The sequence below is a fragment of the Flavobacterium sp. 120 genome (genome assembly GCF_003633605.1).
GTDB lineage: Bacteria > Bacteroidota > Bacteroidia > Flavobacteriales > Flavobacteriaceae > Flavobacterium > Flavobacterium algoritolerans.
The window spans coordinates 3,331,175-3,352,694 of the sequence record NZ_RBKZ01000001.1 but is presented as its reverse complement, the minus strand read 5'-3'; the positions used below and the strand labels follow the sequence as shown (position 1 = coordinate 3,352,694).

17 protein-coding genes are annotated in these 21,520 nt (G+C 35.7%); 5 read left to right on the top strand and 12 right to left on the bottom strand.

The window, feature by feature from the left end:
* Positions 1–70 precede the first annotated feature (70 nt).
* On the top strand, positions 71–1,000 hold the full coding sequence (locus C8C87_RS14400; protein ID WP_121343056.1) for an AraC family transcriptional regulator: 930 nt from the start codon (positions 71–73) through the stop codon (positions 998–1,000).
* Positions 1,001–1,101: 101 nt separating this feature from the next.
* Positions 1,102–1,869, top strand: a complete 768-nt coding sequence (locus tag C8C87_RS14395) for an SDR family NAD(P)-dependent oxidoreductase (protein ID WP_121343055.1) — start codon at positions 1,102–1,104, stop codon at positions 1,867–1,869.
* A gap of 70 nt (positions 1,870–1,939) precedes the next feature.
* On the opposite strand, the gene C8C87_RS14390 is transcribed toward C8C87_RS14395, so the two are convergent.
* From C8C87_RS14390 to C8C87_RS14345, 10 genes are all read right to left on the bottom strand, one after another.
* Positions 1,940–4,120, bottom strand: a complete 2,181-nt coding sequence (locus C8C87_RS14390; RefSeq protein ID WP_233550041.1) for a glycoside hydrolase family 97 protein — start codon at positions 4,118–4,120, stop codon at positions 1,940–1,942.
* Between the two features lie 56 nt (positions 4,121–4,176).
* Complete coding sequence (locus C8C87_RS14385) at positions 4,177–5,553, bottom strand: alpha-amylase family glycosyl hydrolase (protein WP_121343054.1); 1,377 nt, start codon at positions 5,551–5,553, stop codon at positions 4,177–4,179.
* 124 nt (positions 5,554–5,677) lie between these two features.
* Positions 5,678–6,754: a SusE domain-containing protein gene (locus tag C8C87_RS14380; RefSeq protein ID WP_121343053.1), complete on the bottom strand. Its 1,077-nt coding sequence runs from the start codon at positions 6,752–6,754 to the stop codon at positions 5,678–5,680.
* 12 nt (positions 6,755–6,766) lie between these two features.
* Positions 6,767–8,260: a RagB/SusD family nutrient uptake outer membrane protein gene (locus C8C87_RS14375; RefSeq protein ID WP_121343052.1), complete on the bottom strand. Its 1,494-nt coding sequence runs from the start codon at positions 8,258–8,260 to the stop codon at positions 6,767–6,769.
* Between the two features lie 9 nt (positions 8,261–8,269).
* The gene (locus C8C87_RS14370) at positions 8,270–11,539 is read right to left on the bottom strand and encodes a TonB-dependent receptor (RefSeq protein WP_121343051.1); all 3,270 of its coding nucleotides are present in this window, start codon (positions 11,537–11,539) and stop codon (positions 8,270–8,272) included.
* Positions 11,540–11,671: 132 nt separating this feature from the next.
* Positions 11,672–12,841, bottom strand: a complete 1,170-nt coding sequence (locus C8C87_RS14365) for a FecR family protein (RefSeq protein WP_121343050.1) — start codon at positions 12,839–12,841, stop codon at positions 11,672–11,674.
* Positions 12,842–13,082: 241 nt separating this feature from the next.
* A complete protein-coding gene (locus C8C87_RS14360; RefSeq protein ID WP_121343049.1) occupies positions 13,083–13,646 on the bottom strand; it encodes an RNA polymerase sigma factor in 564 nt (187 codons plus the stop codon).
* A gap of 438 nt (positions 13,647–14,084) precedes the next feature.
* Entirely contained in the window at positions 14,085–14,741 is a 657-nt protein-coding gene (locus tag C8C87_RS14355) for an aspartate kinase (RefSeq protein ID WP_099714067.1), read from the bottom strand.
* A gap of 116 nt (positions 14,742–14,857) precedes the next feature.
* Entirely contained in the window at positions 14,858–15,217 is a 360-nt protein-coding gene (locus tag C8C87_RS14350) for a YraN family protein (RefSeq protein WP_099714068.1), read from the bottom strand.
* 69 nt (positions 15,218–15,286) lie between these two features.
* Positions 15,287–16,183 carry an LD-carboxypeptidase gene (locus C8C87_RS14345; protein WP_199716400.1) on the bottom strand — a complete coding sequence of 299 codons (897 nt, stop codon included), beginning with the start codon at positions 16,181–16,183 and terminating at the stop codon, positions 15,287–15,289.
* Positions 16,184–16,450: 267 nt separating this feature from the next.
* On the opposite strand from C8C87_RS14345, the gene C8C87_RS14340 reads away from it, so the two are divergent.
* The 3 genes from C8C87_RS14340 (at position 16,451) to C8C87_RS14330 (ending at position 19,919) form a co-directional block, all read left to right on the top strand.
* Positions 16,451–17,560: an endonuclease/exonuclease/phosphatase family protein gene (locus tag C8C87_RS14340; RefSeq protein WP_121343390.1), complete on the top strand. Its 1,110-nt coding sequence runs from the start codon at positions 16,451–16,453 to the stop codon at positions 17,558–17,560.
* 40 nt (positions 17,561–17,600) lie between these two features.
* On the top strand, positions 17,601–18,140 hold the full coding sequence (locus tag C8C87_RS14335) for a 3-hydroxyanthranilate 3,4-dioxygenase (RefSeq protein WP_099714070.1): 540 nt from the start codon (positions 17,601–17,603) through the stop codon (positions 18,138–18,140).
* 231 nt (positions 18,141–18,371) lie between these two features.
* Complete coding sequence (locus C8C87_RS14330) at positions 18,372–19,919, top strand: aldehyde dehydrogenase family protein (protein WP_099714071.1); 1,548 nt, start codon at positions 18,372–18,374, stop codon at positions 19,917–19,919.
* A 94-nt stretch (positions 19,920–20,013) separates the two neighbouring features.
* Here the strand turns inward: C8C87_RS14330 and C8C87_RS14325 are convergent, their stop codons facing one another.
* Together C8C87_RS14325 and C8C87_RS14320 are read right to left on the bottom strand one after the other, a co-directional pair.
* Entirely contained in the window at positions 20,014–20,511 is a 498-nt protein-coding gene (locus tag C8C87_RS14325; RefSeq protein WP_099714072.1) for a DUF6646 family protein, read from the bottom strand.
* A 43-nt stretch (positions 20,512–20,554) separates the two neighbouring features.
* On the bottom strand, positions 20,555–21,280 hold the full coding sequence (locus C8C87_RS14320) for a metallophosphoesterase family protein (protein WP_121343389.1): 726 nt from the start codon (positions 21,278–21,280) through the stop codon (positions 20,555–20,557).
* Positions 21,281–21,520 lie beyond the last annotated feature (240 nt).

Here is a 21,520-nt window from a genome sequence, read left to right as displayed (position 1 = left end):
CGTTTAACCTTTTAGAGGATGAAGGCTTTGGTTTTAATTTGTATATTTGATTTTTACAAATTCATTCTCAATGAAATTAAAATCAATAGACGAGTTTTACCAGGAAATCTCTGGAGACTCGGGTACGGAACCAAATACATTATTACCTAAAGGCATCCAAAAAGAGATTGGTCATTTCAATGTTTTTAATATCAAAGAACTTTATGAAAGGCTAAAGGACAAGTCTTTTATGCCTTATGATCGGAGAGCGTATTATAAAATAAGCTTGATACGAGGAAAAAACAGAGCGGAATACGCAGATAAAGTAATTGACATTGAAAAGAATGCCCTTTTATTTGCTACGCCAAAAATTCCCTATCATTATGTACCGCAAGACACGCAGCAATCGGGAAATTTTTGTGTTTTTACGAGCGAGTTTTTAACAAAAGATAAAAGCGGAATTGTACTTGACGAGCTTCCTATTTTTAAATCAGACGGCTATCCTGTTTTTGAGCTTTCTGATGAAGAGGCAATAGAAATTGATTTGATATTCAAAAAGATACATAAAGAAATCAATTCTGATTATGTGTATAAATACGATTTGATTCGGAATTATGTAGCGGAGTTAATACACTTTGGACAGAAACTACAACCGGTAACTGCCTTATATTCAAAACACAATTCGGCAGCCAGAGTTTCTTCCTTATTTGTGGAATTACTCGAAAGACAATTCCCGATAGAGTCGCCTCGACAACGGTTGGAATTGAAATCTGCCAAAGATTTTGCCACTCGATTGTCCATTCATGTCAACCATTTGAATAAAGTTTTAAAAGAGAACACAGGTAAAACGACTACTGAGTTAATCAGTGACCGATTAATACATGAAGCCAAGATTCTTTTAAAAGAAACCGATTGGAATATTTCGGAAATTGCGTATTCACTCGGTTTTGAAGAGTTGGCACATTTTTCTAATTTTTTCAAAAAACAAACAACGTTGACACCTATCGCTTTTCGAGTATAAAGAGATTGATTTGAATTTCGCAAACTCTGGATTGATATTTACAATTGGCAAGCTTTACATCTGAATTAATTTTGTGGTATTAATTTAAAACAATAATAAACATGGAAATCAAGAACAATAAAATAGCATTAGTTACCGGAGGAAGCCGTGGATTAGGAAAAGATATGGCTTTGAATCTTGCCCAAAAAGGGCTTGATGTTATCCTAACGTACAACAGCAAAAAAGCCGAAGCGGATGATGTTGTTGCCGAAATCGAAAAACTGGGACAAAAAGCAGCAGCCATTCAATTGAATGTTGCTGATGTGAGTAGTTTTGATTTGTTTTTTCAAAATGTAGCGAGCGCTTTGAAAAGCACTTTTGGTGCTGAAAAAATTGATTTTTTAATCAACAATGCGGGTGTTGGACTTCACGAAAGTTTTGCGACAACAAGTACAGCTCAATTTGATGATATGGTTAATATTCAATTCAAAGGACCCTTTTTTCTGACTCAAAAAGCTTTGGAAGTATTGAATGATGGTGGTGGAATTGTAAATATTTCGTCAGGATTGACCCGTTTTTCATTTCCGGGATATTCAACTTATGCGAGTATGAAAGGAGCAATGGAAACCTTGACGAAATATCAGGCAAAGGAATTGGGCGAAAGAAAAATCAGAGTCAATATTGTGGCTCCGGGTGCAATAGAAACTGATTTTGGCGGAGGTGCCGTTCGTGATAACGAACAATTAAACCAATTGATAGCTTCATTAACGGCTTTAGGAAGAGTAGGTTTGCCGGATGACATTGGAAGCGTTGTAGCATTTTTGTGTACAGACGATGCTAAATGGGTGAATGGACAACGCTTAGAAGTTTCGGGAGGAACGAATTTATAGTTAATTATTTGCATAAAAAAAGGGCTTGGTTTTCAGTAAACCAAGCCCTTTTTTTATGCAAAAATATGTTTTATAACTTACCCAGACCTTTCATATCAGATGCAGTTCCTTCTTTGATGCTTATTGCAACACCACCGCCCGGAGCGATGTATTGTTTCAACACACTTTTTGAAGTTACAACAACTTTACGAATGGTATAGTTTTGTGGTTTCTCGTTCCAGTTTGCATCTTTTGCATCAGCATAAATTGTAGCGATGAATTTTTTGCCTTTAGGAAGATAATCAAAAGTAAGGGTTGCTGTTCTTGAATTTTCATCGGTGATTCCACCTACAAACCATTCATTTTTACCTTTTGCTTTACGTGCAATACTGATATAATCTCCCGGCTCAGCTTCCAGGATATAACTGTTGTCCCAGTCCACGGCAACATCTTTTATAAACTGAAAAGCATCTGGAAAACGGTTGTAATTCTCCGGAAGGTCTGCTGCCATTTGCAACGGACTGTACATAGTCACGTAATACGCCAATTGTTTTACCAAAGTGGTATTGACGCGTTGATTTCCACCTGTTTTGTAATACGTAAGATCGGTTTGAAAAATACCAGGCGTATAATCCATTGGTCCGCCCATCAATCGGGTAAATGGTAGGATTGTTGTATGTTCCGGTGCTAATCCGCCCATGGCCTCAAACTCAGTTCCTCTGGCAGATTCCTGTGCAATCCAGTTTGGATACGTACGGTTTAATCCAGTCGGGCGAACGGCTTCGTGACTGTTTATCATTATTTTATAATCGGCAGCACGGTTGGCTACGTGTATGTAATGATTCACCATCCATTGTCCGTCATGGTGTTCACCACGTGGAATAATCTGACCTACATAACCTGTTTTTACAGCATCATAGCCATTTTCATTCATGAATTCGAAAGCTCGGTCTAAACGACGCTCATAATTTGTGGCGGCTCCTGAAGTTTCATGGTGCATGATGATTTTTACTCCTTTGGAAGCAGCGTATGCTTGTACTGCTTTTACATCAAAATCAGGATAAGCAGTTACAAAATCAAAAACTTCTTCTTTCCAGTTGTTGATCCAATCTTCCCAACCAATATTCCATCCTTCGATAAGAATGGCATCAAAACCATTTGCAGAAGCAAAATCAATGTATTCTTTGGCGTGTTCTGTTGTCGCTCCGTGTTTTCCATTTGGCGTAAGCTTTGTAAAATCCTGATCTAGCTTTACATTGTTTTCTTTACCATACGCCCAAGTGCTTTTTCCGGCCACAAAATATTCCCACCAAATCCCAATATATTTTACTGGTTTTATCCAAGAAACATCTTTATAACTCGTCGGTTCGTTAAGGTTTAAGATTAATTTTGAAGCCAAAATATCCGTTGCTTTATCACTTACCACAATGGTTCTCCACGGTGTTTGCGCATCTGTTTGCATGTATCCTTTATTTCCTACGGCATCAGGAGTAAGATGACTGCTCATTTTGAAAGTAGTGGCATCAAGGTTCAAAGACATTGCAGGATAATTAATCAACGCCGCTTCGTGAATGTTTATGTATAATCCATCTGAAGATTTCATCATGGAAGGTGTTTGTACCGCCAAGTTTTTGATAGGAAATTGCGAATTGATTTCGATAGTCGCTTTTTTCATCAACGAAGGAATTTCGGAAATCTTAGATGTGGTGTACGCATATTCATTGGTGTCATAATCGCCCGGAATCCAGAAAATTTTATGATCTCCAGCCAATTGAAATTCAGAATGCTCTTCCTTAATTACAAAATAGTTTAAATCATTTTGTTTTGGAAATTCATATCGAAAACCTAAACCATCATTAAATAAGCGGAAACGAATCCGAATGTATCGATTGTTGTTTTTGGCTTGCGCTAAAGTAACAACCAGCTCATTATAAGTATTACGAATTGTTTTTTCCTCACCCATAACAGGATTCCAAGAATCGTCAACTGATTTTTGTGCCGAATTCGTGATGCTAAAACCATCCATAAACGATGGAGCATTTTTTATTTCTAATCCTAAAGTACTGGTTTTTACAACCGGTTTTCCTTTAAAGCTTAATTGATAAGTAGGTGTTCCGTTTGCAGTAAGCTCAAATTGAAAAGTGAGATTCTTGTTTGGAGAAGTCATCACTTGCGCCTGTATCCATAACGGACTTGCACATACAAACAGCAAAAGTGCTATTTTTTTGCTTACAGAAAGTCTAAGCAACATTTTTGTGGATTGAAAATTCATTGTTTTTAGTTTTAGTTTTTGCAAAGCTAAAGTTTAATTTTAAAATTATTCTATTGTTAATTCTTCAAGATTATGTATTGAAAAGGGGCTAAGCTTATTTCGGCAGTTATTGTTGTTGCAGCTCCGCTAAAAGCATCTTTCCAAGTTGTTTTCAATGCAGAAGGAGCAATGTATTTAACCGTAGCATTTGTTAGATTAGAAAGAACCAAGACTTTTTCGGTTTCAGTTTCCATCGTGAAAGCACTTACGGCATCACTGCTATATCCTTTATAAGTTCCTTTTTTTATGGCATTGCTTGTATTTCTAAAAGCGATTATCTTTTTATATTCTGCTAACATACTTGCGTCTGCGGTACTCCAATCAATAGGTGTGCGTCTGAAATAGTCGATTCTTTTGTTGTACCCTATTTCTTGTCCGTTATAAATCATAGGGACTGATTTCATGTAAGCTGCGACTACAAATGTAGCAATAGAACCTTGTTTTCCGCCAAACAACTCTAAAGGTGTTCCATCCGAAAGGTTGACATCATGATTGCTAGTATAGCGTACTACTCGTTGTGAATTGTCATAATTGTTAGTATATTCAATAGCATTCGAATCTTGTAAACTAGTTGCGGGCTTGCTTTCGCTAAATACTTTTTCCATAGCACTGAAGAAGTTGAAACCAAAAGTATAATCAAAACCAGCCGCAAAATGATTCACTTTAGAACCTTCGGCAAGCATTAATATTTTTTGGTTTTTAATTTTTCTTAAAGCGGTAATTGCATCTGACCAAAAATTTTGAGGGACAAAATCAGCATAATCACATCTAAACCCATCAATGTTTGCATTGTAAACCCAATACGACATGGCATCAATCATGGCAGTTCGCATTTCAATATTATTAAAATCCAGTTGTGCCACATCATTATAATTAGTTCCAGGAGGAATAATTATAGCTCCACTAGCATCTTTTTGGTACCAGTTTGGATGCGTGGTAATCCATGCATTATCCCATGCGGTGTGATTTGCAACCCAATCCAATACAACAGCCATATCTTTTTTATGGGCTTCTTCCACCAAAACACGCAGGTCTTCTAAAGTTCCAAAATCAGGATTAATTGCTTTGTAATCTTTAACCGCATACGGAGAACCTAATCCGCCTGCTGATCGAACTGACCCAACAGGGAATACAGGCATTAAATAAATAACATTAGCTCCAAGTTCCTTAATAGCGTCAAGTCTTGCCTGAACTCCTTTCAGCGTTCCTTCTGAACTAAAAGCACGGATATTAACTTGATAGATTATGGCATCTTCTTTACTGGGCATTTTTTCAAATGGGGTTCCGTATTGTTGATAAATCGAATCTGATTTCGAATTGTCATCTGATGAACTGCACGAAGCTAATACTGAAGAGAAGATCAGTACAAAAACAATGTTGATATATATTTTCATTTTTTTATTTTTTAGTAATAAATGTTTTTTAGGAATAGTTACATCCCTCCGTTTTTGAATGAAGAGGGATGCTTTTTTAAGTATTGACTAAACCATTTTATAAGCGAAACAAGTATTCTATTTGTTAGATTTTTTTAACAGTATAAATGGCAGTAGCAGGATAAATACCGGTTGTAGGATCTTTTTCCTGTATAGAAAAAATTATCTCGTATGTGCCGGCTTCGCTTATATAATGAGCGCCCGGATTGTCCAGATACACTTTTCCTTCATCATTGTTTTTTGGTCCATAATTTATTGTCCAAGCGTTGTTAAGTCTGAATTTTACATTTCCAACTTTCAAAGCGCCTTTAAATTTCCATATTTTTAGTTGGTGGTCATAAGACATATTGGTAGAATTATCCCAACCTCCGTCAGTTGCATCCCCAACAACGCCCCAAGAAAAAGCAACTGCGGTCCATTTCAATGTGTTTAGATTTACGGTCATTTGATATGACCCAGGCGCAGCAATTTGAAAATCAGTATCGCTATGGTCCATCAGATTCCCATTGGCATCAGCCCCGTAAAATTGAGCCCAATTTCTTTCGGTATTAAATTTGAAGCCTAATCCTTTCGTTTCCGGAAACGTTACATAGCCTTGGTATATTCCAGAGCTGACTGCGTCCAAAGCTGCTGCCGTATTGATGTCCCAATCTTGGTAACTTCCAGGCATATAGATTTGTCCAAAGACTACTTGTTTTGCAAAAGGAGTAACAGTTAAAGCGATTGCTTTTGAATAGATTTTTCTATCCAAAGTAGATTCGACACGAACCACCATTTTCCCCGCAACATCTACTGGAAGCCCTAGTTTAATTGCCATTTTATTCAGGTCAGTCCCTAAGAATGATTTACTTAAAACCTCTTCTCCCGCTTCAACACGCACAGATTTTTCCCAAGCGGTTGCGCCAATAGTATCTGATGCAACATCAAATTGTATGGCATAACTCACAGGAGCATTAACAGGATATACAACTGCGGGCCAAGAAATAGTTACCACAGATTCATTTTCATTGTCTGTAGAAAGTACTACAGTATTTGGCGAAGCTTCGATAGGTCCTGAAAAACTAACTTCTTTTAAAGTGGTTAGTATAGCATCATTTTCACAGGAGGCACTAAGGATTAGCAAAGTGCAAATTACGAGTAACTTATTTATATATTTTTTCATGATAGTTCGATTTTAGTAACCTGGATTTTGTTTTAGTCCTTTATTTGCATCTAAAGCGGCTGTTGGAATCGGAAACAATTTTCTGTATGCAGCTGAAGCACCTCTGAAATCATTTGATAATAAGAATTTATCAAAACGAATCATGTCTTGTCTGCGGTGTCCTTCCCAGCTTAGCTCAAATCCTCTTTCATTATAAATATCATCAAGTGTTGGGTTTGCGGCTAATATTCCAAGTCCGGCACGTTGTCTTACTGCATCTACTATTGGTTTTGCAGCGGCAGGATTAGCAAGACGCACATTGCATTCTGCGGTCATTAGCAACACATCGGCATACCTGTAAATAGGAAAATCATTTGATGCTCCGCCACCGTTCATAGGTGTAACAGGGTAAAATTTAGTATTACGAACACCAGCTTGTGGTGCAGCACCCGGATTATCTAATGAAGCTACATCAATAGTGTAATTGAAGCCTCCCGGTTGTTCTCCATAAAGGAATTGTTTTTTTCGAATGTCAGCATCGTTGAATTTCAAGAAATAGTCTTTAGGAACAATTGTACCATTCCATCCGCTGTAACCAAATAAAGCTTGTGCATGCGGACCATATAAACTACGAACGGTAAATATGTTACGCGACACTACATTTGCAGTAGCAAACATGGCTAAAATAGTTTCGTCTTCCGGAAGTACATCACCAAATAACTCATAGTACTTATATCCCAATGGACTTGAAGCATTGGCTCCGCCGGCATGAAGTGTAAATCCTCCTTGGCTTACTTTTTCGCAAGCAGCAAGACATTCCTGCCATTTAGGTGTACCAGTATACACTTCGGCATTCAAATATACTTTGGCTAATAAAGTGTAACCTGCCCATTTGTTAAAGCGTCCGTAATAATTTCCTCCCTTAGAAGCTGAAAGTGATTCAACATTCTCCGTTAATTCTTTTACAATGAAAGTGTATACTTCCTGACGACTTGCTTGTGGAATTTTATCCACAGTAATATTATTATCGGTATAAAAAGGAATATTTCCATAATCATCGATCAGTAAATAATAGAAAAAGGCTCTTAATACTTTTGCTTCAGCAATTTTTGAAGCTTCAGCATTTGATTTTTGTAATTGATCTATTGCTAAATTCGCATTGAATATTGACTTGTACAACCAGTTCCAAGTGTTGTTAATCATTAAGTCAGTAGGCAACCACTCATGTTTGTATAAACGGGCAAAGTCTAATTGCCAATCCCCTGTGTTTCTATGTGGGATTACTTGCTCATCAGCACTCATGGAGTTTAAATCGTACCAGCCATTATCAGCCCCGGCATATCCAACACCGCCCCAGTTCCCGCCAATTTGTGCATATACACCAGCAAGAGCAATATCGGCACCTTCAGCTGATCCATAAAAGTCATCAGCAGGATATTTATCGTAAACATTCTCATCGATATTGGTACATCCAATAAACAACAGCAAACTTAAGCTTGCTATTATTGCTATATTTTTGATTTTCATTTTCTTTTACTATTTAAATTTTACATTCAAACCTAATGCGAAACTTCGGGTACGTGGATAAATACCATTATCGCCTCCAAAGTTATCACCACCTCCACTGATATTCAACTCAGGGTCCATTCCTGAATAAGGAGTAATGAGCAGTAAGTTATTTCCGGTAACAGAAAGGCGGATTGATTCAATGTATTTAACTTTTTCAAAATGAAAGTTGTATCCCACAGTTACATTTTCTAATCTCAAAAACGAACCATCTTCAAGCCATAAGTCAGAACCGTATTTAGACGTATACAATCCTAAAGGAATAGCACTTTCTAAAACATTTGACTTACCAATGTTTTCCAAATAACTTAAATTTGATCTCAAGCCATTGTAAATTTTATTTCCTCCTGATCCTCTCCACAGCATAGAAATGTCTAAATTTTTATGTTGGAAAGTTGGATTAAAAGCATAGGTGTAAGTTGGTAAAGCCGAACCTTGAATAATACGGTCAGGACTTGTATTTCCTTGATCTATAATGCCATTTCCGTCCACATCAAGTACGGTTTCAGAATTAGCATTGTCTTTCCCGGTGTGGTGTAAAATGTTAAATGTACCAATAGGTTGCCCAGTTATCAAGTATGCGCCGGTTCCCCAGGATACATAATTTGTGTTTAATGGTACTCCGTTAATGCTTCCGCTTAAGTTCAATACTTTGTTTTTTAATAAGGATACATTACCGGCAAGTGTAAGTGTTGTGTTTTCTGATTTTATCAAATCATAACCTAACGAAACTTCTAATCCTTCGTTTAATAAACTTCCAACATTGGCCTTGATGTTATTAAACGGGAAAGGAGGTTGAGGTACCGTATAGTCAAATAATAAATTATCAGTAGTTGCAGTATAAACATCTACAGAACCTCTCAATCTGCTATTCAAAAGGGCAAAATCTAAACCAATATTCGTTTGTTTTTTGGTTTCCCAACGTAAATCAGCATTGGCATTTTGAATCACATTGAAGTTAGTGATTTGTGAACCTCCAAAATAAGTTACTCCAGATCCACCAACTAATGAAATCGAGTTTTGTGGTCCTAAACCTTGCTGGTTACCGGTTACACCATATCCTCCTCGTAATTTTAATTCGTTAATAATGGTTTGGTTTGCCATAAAAGATTCTTGGTCTATTTGCCAAGCCACAGATGCAGATGGGAAATCTCCCCATTTATTATTGGCTCCAAATACTGAAGAACCATCTCTTCTTAAACTGGCGGTAAATAAATATCGGTTTAAAAATGAATAATTTACACGTCCTAAATAAGAAACTAAAGTTCGGTCATTTTTATACGAAGAAAAATCACCGGGCTGTACTTTTGATAAATCCCCTAATTGTAATGCATTGTAAGTGGCAATGTCATTGATAAACCCTCTAACTTGCGCATAATTACCCTGGTATAACTGGTTTTGCCATTCGTATAATGCGAGTGCATTTATAGTGTGGTCTCCAAATGTTTTTTTATACGTAAGGCTAATATTCATTAACCTTTCATTTTGCTTGCTGTTGCTAATGTTTGCAAAACCTTTTTGGTCAATTGCTGAAGCATTTGTTGATTCTGCCGGAAGATAGAATCCGTTTGTACCATTCGTTTTTCTCCAACTTCCAAACCAGCCAGCCGTCAATCCTTCATATAAATCTAAATCAGCTTTAAGACTACCAAATAAGTTGTCATATTGCCCTTCGTTTGTAACCGTTTGAGCAGCTGCATAAGGATTTAAATATTGAAAAACATTTGGATCAGTATAATAACTTCCATCGGTGTTATAGACTGGATCAGTAGGACGCATTACGTAAGAATTTGTAATTAAATTAGAAGTAAATGCAGCTCTTCCTATGCTTCCAATACTGTTAGTAGCATTTGTGATACCCGTATTAAGATTGAAGTTTAGTTTTAATTTATCATCCATAGCCGATTGTGTCGCTTGGATTCTTCCAATGTATTTTTGATTACTTGAATTAATCACCACACCATCTTGTAAAATGGCACTTATGGAAGCTCTGTAGCTAAATTTGTCCGTTCCTCCTCCAAAAGATAAAGTATGCGTTTGTGTAGCGCCATTTTTAGTAAGAATTCCAAACCAATCCGTATCTGAGCCATGATTTGCAGAAGCTGGTACTCCTACTAGTTGTGCTTGTTCCCACCATTGACTTGCATTAAGCATGTCTAGTTTTTTTGGAATATAATCGATAGCAGTAGAGGCAGCATATTCAATAGATGTTCTTCCTGCTTTGTTTTTCTTTGTAGTAACAATGATAACACCTGGCGCACCTCTTGAACCGTAAACAGCAGTAGCTGATGCGTCTTTTAAGATGTCAATCGAGGCAATTTCACTTGGCGGAATTTGGTTTAATAAATCCATATTTCCCTGAACACCATCAACAACCACTAAAGGATCACTTCCTCCAATTAAAGAAGATACTCCACGTATTCTAACGCTTGGGGCAGAACCCGGCTCACTACCAATTTGTGTGATATTTACCCCGGCTGCTTTACCCGAAATTAATTGTAATGGATTGACAACAGCACCTTGATTCATGTCTTTTGCAGCAATCGAAGAAACGGCTCCAGTAACATCTTTCCTAGTTGTAGAGCCATATCCTATTACCACAACTTCTGCTAATGTTGTAGAATCTGGCACTAATCGAATGTTGAAATTAGTACTGTTAGCAGATACTTTTTGATCTTTATAGCCAATGTAGGAAATGACAAGGACAGCATTTTTACTTTCAACAGAAATTTCAAAATTCCCATCAGAATCAGTAATAACGCCTTTCTTGGTAGTTTCTTCAAGTACAGATGCGCCTGGTAAAGGCAAGCCGTTTTCGTCCATAACTTTACCTTTTATGGTTTGTTGTACAGAGACAATAGTTTCTGTTTTTGTAACAAGTGGTCTCTTCAAAATAATTTGAGTATCACGAACTTTAAAGTCAGTAGCTGTTCCTTTAAATATTTTATCTAAAACAACACCAATCATTTGATTTTTTACACGAATTGAAATAACACGATCTAAATCGATATCGCTCATTTTGTAAATAAATCGGAAATCTGTTTTTTGTTCAATGGTCTCGATAACCTTTTCCACGGTAGTATTGTTCAATTCCAAACTTACTTTTGTTTTTTGGGCATAAGAAGTATTGGCTCGAATAGTAAACATGGCGACCAAAAGAAGTAGAGTAGTTAGTTTCAATTTTAGGTCATTTTGGAACAACGGAAATTGTCTTCCGCTATTCTTTGATTTTTTTTTCATAATTTTGTTAATTGATTGTATTTAATCTGTTAGGTTCAATCACTTATTCAATCGGAAATTGTTCGCAGCTCTTTCCGATTTTTTTATTTTCCTGCTTTCAATTTTTCATGCTGTTTCATTGGTTTTTAGTGGTTATTTAATTAGTATTTTATTGTTTTTTATAGTGTAATTAATGCCGTGAATGTCGTTAAAGTAACTCAGTACTTTTTCTATTGGTTCTTCTCCAAAACTGGCATTAAATTTTTCATCAGCCAGTTTGCTGTTTTGATTTTCAATCGTAACATTGTAGCGTCTTTCCAGTTTTTTGGTTATGTTTCTAAAAGTCATGTTTCTAAACGTCAAGCCGCCTTGTATCCATGACGTGTAAACTTCAGTAAGCACAGGCTTGGTTTCAATGCGGTTGTCTTTTTTACTAAAACTACCTTTGAATCCAGGTTTTAGAATGGTGTTTTTCTCAGAGTCAAATTTTTCATTTGCGGTTTGTAACCCTACAGAACCTTCTACTAAAACAACATCCGTTAAATCATCTTCAGGATAATTAGAAACATTAAAATGAGTTCCTAAAACACAAACATTCAAGTTGTCTGCATGAACCACAAAAGGATGTTTTTTATCTTTTGATACGTCAAAAAAAGCTTCTCCATCCAGAAAAACCTGTCTGTTTTCACCAGCTATAAATTTCACTGGATATTTCATCGTGGTACCTGAGTTTAGGTGTACTATTGTTCCGTCTGATAATTGCAATTCAAATCGCTTTCCGTATGGGATTTTGATAGTGTTGTAAACCAGATTTTCCAAAGTTGTTTGAGTATCATAAACAATCTTATTTCCATTTTGGCTTGCTACAACATTTCCTTTAGAATCGGTTACTTGAGATTTTTTAGTTTCTGAAATAACTTGAACATCTCCATTTGCTAACTGCAAAGTGATTGCATTAGGGTCTATAACCACATTGTTTTTCTCTTGGAAAAATCCCTGCTGATAAGACCATCCAAGCGATACTAAAACTAGAATTGATGCCGCAATAGAAAGGTATCGTACTAGTGGAATCTTTTTCGTTTCGATTGTTGTTTCCTTTGCTTCTTTTGCATCAATCAAAATTTTAGAAAAAATGGCGTCAGCTTTGGCTTTATCCATTTCAGGAACTTCATCTGCCAATAATTGTATGTCTTCAACTGTTGGAAAATCATCAGTAAGCTTGTTTTGTCTATAGTATGCTACGACCTCATTGCTTTCCTCCGAATTGCATTTATTTAAAATAAATTTATGAAGTAACTTTTGTATTTCTGAATTTTCATTCATTCTGAATTGGGTTTTTTGATCCTGTACTATATAATACAGTTGAAGTGGAGTTGACTACTACTCAAACGTTGTAAATTTTTAAATTTTAACATAAAATAATTTTAAAAATTTGAATTTATAAACGTAAAACTTTGTTATTGAGTATTTTAAATGGTTTTTGTGATGCTGTATTATTTTTTAAAATAAATGCAAAAAAAATCACCCAATAGTGAGTGATTGCTGTTTCAAATAGTTCTATGATTTATAATACACGATCATGAAGCTGAAAAAAAAGCCGTAATGATTCGAGTGCTTTACTCATTTGGCTTTTGACCGTATTTACCGAAATTCCTAATTCTTGACTGATTTCTTCGTAAGTTTTGCCTTGTTTACGCGACATTTTAAAAATTTGTTTGCGTTTTGGCGGAAGTAGTTTTAGAGCTTCTTTTTTTAATTTTTTGCAATCAAGTTCCCGAATAGAGTAATCGCCTTCGTCGTATGATTTTTGACTTCTATAAAAAACTTCTTCTTTCAGAATTTCATCATTAGATGCTTTATTCAAAGAATTGAACGCTTGGTTTCTGGCGATCGTAAATAAATAGGATTTAAAAGATTGATCAAGGTTAAGATTTTCTCTGTGCAACCAAACTTTCAAAAAGACTTCTTGTACATTCTCTTCGGCAAGCTCTTTGGATTTAAGAAGGCTAATACTATATCCATAAATGTCTTGGTAATAAAGATCAAAAAGTTTACGAAAAGCATTTTCGTTGTGACTTTTAAGTTCACTAACTAATAATTGCTCGCTATAATTTTTTGTTTCTGACATTAATTTGATTACCCTTTAATTTACAGTTGATAAAATTATGATAACCACAATTAGAGTATCTTAATTTATTGAAGAGTTGGCAAATATATAAAAATATTATTCGCATTCTTTTCTTTGACAAAAAACTTGATTCTCATTTTATTAAAAATACCAGCTTTAAATAATCCTGTAAAACCCTTGTAAATGGCTGTAAATGAGCTTGAATTGTAGGTTTGCTAATTCAAACTTTATAACTAAAAATTTAATTTTTGTTATAGAATTGACGGCTCTTGATTCTAGGTTAGAATTGATTTTTCAGGACCTGAATTGCTAAAAGTAGTATTTAAAACACAAAATCCCTTTGGTCTTAATTTCCATTAAATTAGACAAAGAGATTTCATTATTTTTAAATTTAAAGCTATTCTAGGAGCAAATTTTTAAATTACTACTGAAAGTATTCTAATTTTTCAGGTCTTTAATAACTTTGAAAGCTACATCCACTTGTTCTTCGCTTACTAAAATGGTAAACTCATTAGAAGTCGAAATTACTTCATTGATGATGATTCCTTCCCAAGCCAAACGTTGAAAAATGAAATAGTAAATCCCTGGAACGACAATATTTTCTTTAGGTAATTTTACCGTAATCGAAGCCAGATTGTCTAGTTTTTGAATCAATTTTTCATTTGCAAAATGCTTGTCAACTAAGTGATTGATGCTATTGCTTACCACGATATTAGTTTCATTCACACCTCTGGAGGAAGTGTAAAAAATATCCGGAAAAGCATTGATGTCAGTAATTAAGTCGGCTTGCTTGTTCAAAACGGTTTCTGATGCAGCATAAGTATAATCAGTCAAAGCAGAACGAACGGTGATTTCCCCAATATTTTTAATGACTTTATTAATTTTATGGTTTAACCTGAAGTCTAATTCTTCCGTTAATCTTTTTAAAGCCATTACAACAGCGCCTTGTTTTACTTCTTTGCCAAATTCACTTTCTAATTCGGTCATTATATTTCTGGATAATGACGTTAAATTGATAATTCCAAGTGATAAAGCATTCAACAAGAAAGGCTTTGTTTTGATGTAATTTTCTACAATAGAAGAAACAGTTTTCATAATTTCTAAGTTTTTTTAGTTAGTTAGATTTGTAAGTTTAGTTAGTTGTGTGTTAAAAACATGGCAAATGTAAATAAAAAAACAATTTGTTACAAATATAACATTCAAAAAATTACTTAAAAATGAAAAAAAGCATCTATAAGGTGCTCAATTACAAAAGATTTACCTTCTTTATGGATAGCAATTATGTCAAAACGGACTTCAACATCTAAATTTCTTTCGTTTACAAAAGCGTCTACGGCCTTTACAAGTAGCTGAATTTTTTTTGGTTTTACAAAATCCTGAGGCAAACCAAATTCCAAAGAGGAACGTGTTTTGACTTCGACAACGGCGAGTGTATTTTCTTTTTGGGCGAGAATGTCTATTTCGGCTTTTTGAAAGGTCCAGTTGGTTTCTAAAATAGTATAGCCGTCTTTCCTAAGAAATTCAACTGCCATTTCTTCTCCAAGTTTTCCGAGCTCGTTGTGTTCTGCCATAAAAAAGTTTTCAGTGTTCAGTTGCATTATTCAGTTTATAAACTTCTGCAATCAAAAATCAAATTGCCATTATTCAAAAACCACCGTACTGCATTTTTCATTGACATTAATAGTGACATTATTCCCTAAAATTAAAGCTCTATTGTCTTGAATATGACCGGCTGGAAAATTATACAAGATAGGAATATTGTATTTTTTGGTAACATCCTCGATAATTTCAATGGCATTTTTCCCCCATGGAATATCATTATCCTTCATTTTTGTCATGGAACCCACAACAATTCCTTTAATGCTTTCGAGACAACCGTTTCGTTTTAAATTCATCATCATGCGGTCAATATGATACAAATATTCGTCTAAATCTTCTATAAACAAGATTTTATCAGCGCAGTCAATCGCTGATGGTGAGCCAAACAAACTGTATAGAATCGATAAATTTCCGCCCACTAATTCTCCGGTAGCTTTTCCGGGTCTGTTCATCAGGAAAGGATCTATTTCGTACGACAATTTTTCGCCAAATAACGCAATTCGCAGTGTTTCTATGGCTTGAGGAGTTGCTCTAGGAGCGGTTATTGGCATGATTCCGTGAATGGATTTGTAACCCATAGTATTCAAATGATTGTGTAAAACGGTGACATCGCTAAATCCAACAATCCATTTTGGATTTTTTTTGAACGCAGTAAAATCCAATAAATCAATCATTCGTACAGTTCCATATCCGCCTTTTACACACCAAATGGCTTTGATATTTGGGTTGTCCAGTTGTTGCTGAAAATCGGCAGCGCGTTGTTCGTCAGTTCCGGCTAATTGATCGTTGTCTAAACCTATGGTGCTGCCAATAACAACTTCCAGTCCCCAACTGTGCAACAAATCGATGGCGGGTTTCAAGTTGTCATCTATATTTTTTCTGGCAGTTGCCAAAATTGCTACGGTATCTCCTTTTTGTAAACTTGGTGGTGTAATCATTTTGTATTGGGCTTGACTGTTGAAAGATTGTAAAACAAAAATAAGGAATAGAAATTTATATAAAACAGAATGGTGTAGTGTAAAAGTAAATCGGTTTGCATTCATGTTTTATTGTTTTTCTAAAATAATTGGAATCATGGAGTCTTAAAAGACAAAAACAAAGATAGACAATTAGAAAATAAGTTTAAGTTCACGCCCAAATGACTATTTTTACAATAAAGAGATTCAAAAAGGAATCTAATCAACTACTGGAAATAAATGATGCCTATGAGAATTACGTACTGGATTCCTGTTCTTTTTTTATTTTTTCCAATAGTAAAATCTACTGCACAACAGAAAAAATACGTCATTCATACCGTCGCATTTTATAATTTCGAGAACCTTTTTGACACTATAAATGACCCTGCCACTTTTGATGAAGAATGGACGCCAACAGGTTTGCAACGCTGGACATTTGATAAATACGAAAAGAAACTGGGAAATTTAGCCCGCGTTTTATCTGAGATTGGTTCTGCTGAAAATACTGATTCGCCCACTTTTATTGGCGGTTGCGAAATTGAGAACAGAAGCGTTTTGGAAGATTTAGTCAAACAGCCCAAATTAATCGAGAAAGACTACGGCATCATCCATTTTGATTCGCCTGACAAAAGAGGAATTGATGTGGCGCTGTTGTATCAAAAAAAGAAATTTCAACCCACGAGTTACAGTAATATTCCGTTATACATTTATAAAGAAAGCGGAAATACGAATGAAAGTTCGAAAGCCAGTTTCGAAGAAAAAACAGATGATGAATTGCAAATAAGCACGAAAAATTATCGGGTCTATACACGAGATCAATTGTTGGTAACCGGATTCCTGGACGGCGAGGAAATCAATATTATTGTCAATCACTGGCCATCCCGTTCTGGCGGAGAGAAAAAATCAAGTCCGTTTCGGGAAGCCGCCGGAGCATTAAACCGAAAAATAGTCGATTCGTTGCAACGTATAAATCCAAATGCAAAAGTGATTACTTTGGGCGATTTAAATGACGGTCCGTATAATAAAAGTGTCAAAATTGGGCTTGGAGCCAAAGCAAAAAAAGCAGAAGTACTTCCTTTTGGGATTTACAATCCATTCGAAGAAATGGCCAAAAAAGGATTTGGAACCATCGCATTTCGGGATGCATGGGATGTTTTTGACCAAATAATGGTTTCCGAAACTTTACTGCAATCAGATTATTCGAGCTTTCGATATTGGAAAGCCGGAATTTATAATAAGTCATTTTTGATTCAAACCAGCGGACAATATAAAGGGTATCCGTTGCGACATTCTAACACCGAAATAGGGTTTAGCGACCATTTTCCGGTGTATATTTATTTGATTAAGGAAAAAAAATAACGATTTATTATTTCATAACTTTACATTTAAAATAAAAATCATGGCAATTGCAAAACCTTTCAACCTCAATAAATGGATTAACGAAAACCGTCATCTCCTAAAACCACCAGTTGGTAATAGAAACTTGTACAGGGAATCCGGTGATTATATCGTTATGATTGTTGCGGGTCCAAACGCCCGAAAAGACTATCATTACAACGAAACCGAAGAGTTATTTTACCAACTTGAAGGCACCATCAAAGTGATTATTCAAGAAGATGGTGTGCGCAAAGAAATGGAATTGCGTGCCGGTGATATGTACCTTAATCCTGCTAAAATTCCGCATTCTCCTGTACGTTCCGAAGGTTCTATAGGACTTGTCATCGAACGAAAAAGAGCCGGAAAAGGATATACGGATGGGTTATTGTGGTTTTGTGATACCTGCAATCACAAGCTACATGAGGTTTATTTTGAACTGCATAATATCGAGAATGATTTCTTGCCTCATTTTGAACATTTTTACAATTCAGAAAAGTTGAGAACCTGCGAAAAATGTGGCAGTGTAATGGAAACAGATCCAAGATTTGTTGCCAAGAAATAATTTAATGCTGAATTTATTTCAGTTTTAGGAGCTATTTACTTCGTCAGTTCGCTTCGCTCGTGCCCCGCTATCCGTTTTATCTTTTGTGGTCTCGTAAAAAAACGAAACTACAAAAGGATGCCACTACTATTGCGGCTAAAAAGCGTAAAATAAAAGTAGCAATGTTTAGTTTTTCACCTTAAATCAATATATTTGTAAAAAAATATAACAATTTTTAATAAAAAAGTTACAATGATAACAATAGCAGATCAATTCGGAATCAAAGAAGCCCTTAAGCAATTAGGGATTGAGGAGATAAATGAAGGAACATCAACTGGAGCAGCTAATTTTGCCAACGGAAAAATCATCGAAAGTTATTCGCCAGCAGATGGGACTTTAATTGGAAAAGTAAAAACGTCTTCTAAAGAAGATTATGAAAAAGCAATGCAAAAAGCTTCGGAAGCGTTTTTAGAATGGCGTATGGTTCCAGCTCCTAAAAGAGGTGATATCGTTCGTCAGATGGGAGATGAATTAAGAAAATTCAAAGAGCCTCTTGGGAAACTAGTTTCTTATGAAATGGGAAAAAGTCTTCAGGAAGGATATGGTGAAGTACAAGAAATGATTGATATCTGTGATTTTGCGGTGGGATTATCCCGTCAATTGTACGGATTAACCATGCATTCTGAAAGACCTTTGCACAGAATGTATGAGCAATACCATCCAATAGGAACGGTTGGAATTATTTCGGCGTTTAACTTTCCGGTAGCAGTTTGGAGTTGGAACGCAATGATTGCTTGGGTTTGTGGTGATGTTGCGATTTGGAAACCAAGTTCAAAAGTACCTTTATGTGGAGTGGCTTGTCAAAATATTATCAAAACAGTTTTAAAAAGAAATAACGTTCCCGAAGGTGTTAGTTGTTTAGTAACAGGTAACGAATCAGGAGATTTAATCAATAATGACAAAAGAATTTCGTTGGTTTCTTTTACAGGATCAACCAGAATAGGACGTCACGTATCAAAAACCGTTGCAGAACGTTTTGGAAATACCATCCTTGAATTAGGAGGAAACAATGCGATTATTGTTTCGGAACATGCGGATATCAGTATGGTATTGGTTGGAGCCGTTTTTGGAGCGGTAGGAACAGCAGGACAACGTTGTACATCGACCAGACGTTTAATCATTCACGAAAGTGTGTATGACAAAACCATCAGCGTATTGAAAAACGCGTACGGTCAATTGCAAATAGGAAATCCATTAGATGAGAATAATCACGTTGGGCCACTTATCGATAAAGGAGCTGTTAAGGATTATTTGGATGCGATTGAAAGCGCCAAAAAAGAAGGCGGAAAAATCATCGTTGAAGGCGGATTGGTTGAAGGCGAAGGATATGAAAGTGGTTGTTATGTAAGACCATGTATCATTGAAGCTGAGAATCACTTTGACATCGTTCAAACAGAAACTTTTGCCCCTATTTTATATGTAATGAAGTACAGCACAATTGAAGAAGCGATTGCATTGCAAAACGGAGTTCCACAAGGACTTTCATCTTCTATTTTTACAAACAGCATGAGAGAAATGGAATTGTTCCTTTCTCAATCGGGTTCTGATTGTGGAATTGCCAATGTAAATATTGGTACTTCAGGAGCAGAAATTGGTGGTGCTTTTGGTGGTGAAAAAGAAACTGGTGGTGGACGCGAATCTGGTTCTGATGCCTGGAAAGCCTACATGAGAAGACAAACTAATACGATCAATTACGGAACCCAATTGCCATTGGCACAAGGAATCAAATTTGATTTGTAGAAACAAAATAGAACAAACTAAAAAAGGCAATTTGAACTATTCAAATTGCCTTTTTTTATTCAAATTGCTTCGTAAACGTTGCAAATAATCTTTTTTACAGATTGAAAGAAGCGCCAATATTAAACGTAAATTGGTTGTTTAATTTATCAAAACCTACGGCATCCGTTTTATAAGTTGCGATTGGAATTCCAGCTTCGGAGAAAATACCAAAACCTTCCGTAAAGAAATAACGGAATCCTAAATGCGCACCAAAATTTCGTAGCCCTAAATCCAATCCCGGGTAAATATCCATTTTTGGATCAAATTGAAAAACATTTCCCAAGTTTGCATTGAATCGTCCTTTAATATCTACTCTGTCTCCAAAATCAGGTTTGTTTCCTAAATCATCATTAGAAACGGATAACAAATAAGAAGTCACAAATCCGAAAGACATGTTTTCTCCAACTCCAAAATCAGAAGAAACACGAATTCCAGATCCTCCGTTTTGAAAGTTGCCTCCAACATCAAATTTAACATCTCCTTTTCCTTTGAAAGCCTGTGCATTGATCAAACCAACTGTCAATAGCAATACTAATGTGGTAATCTTTTTCATACTTTTAATTTTTTAAGTGGGTGCAAAAGTAGCGCAATAAAACCTAATTTCTTCCTTTTTCGTCAAAATACAATTGATTCAAGGGTTCGCTTTGCCAGAATTCCTTGGTGTCAACATCCATAATGGTTAATGGACCTTTGAAGGCAGCGCCAGTATCCACATTCCAAATATTTGCTTTTTGAATTGGGGTTGTTTCGCCTATTCGCGTAACGGGCGTGTGACCAATATAAATTTCGTTGTATAGCGTAAGACGTTTTGGGTAGAAAATGTCATCCGTTTTCAGAGTTTTGTCTAATGCCAAAGCTGTTTCCCATAAGGTTCTATCCCAATAAAAAAGCCCTGGAAAATATTCAAAATCGACACCGTTCATATTGGTAAAACCAGCATGAACAAACAAACGGCGTTGCTCGTCCAGATAAAAATTTTGTAATGATTTCAAGAATTCAATATGTTTTTGCTTAGTTTCAGCGCTAACGGATTCGTAGGCCAAAACAGTCGCTTCACCACCATGTTTGTACCACAACAGATTGTCTTTACTTTCGTCAAGCCATTCCAGCAATAAATCATCATGATTCCCGCGAATGCAAACGCAATTTTGTTTGGTTTTTAAATCAATTATAAAATCGAGTACCTGAGGGGATTGGCTCCAGCCATCAACATAATCTCCCAGAAAAATCAGAGTGTCGTTTTTAGTAACGTTGGCTCTCTCCATAATTTGGTGTAATGCTCGTAAACCACCGTGGATATCGCCTATAACAAGTGTTCTCATGTACAAAATGTTCTTTATTAGTGTAAAAACAGCCAAAAAATAACGCTGTTTCCAAGTCATAAAATTAAGTAAAAGAGTGATGAAGTATGCTACTTTAACTTATTTTTTTAAATAAATTAAAAGAAACGGTATTTTAAAGATTGTAATTTTTATGAAAAACAGAATAGGAATTTCTTCAGAATGCTGTTTTAATCAGGGAACAAAATATCACTGTTTTAGGTGATGTTTTTTTTATTTTTT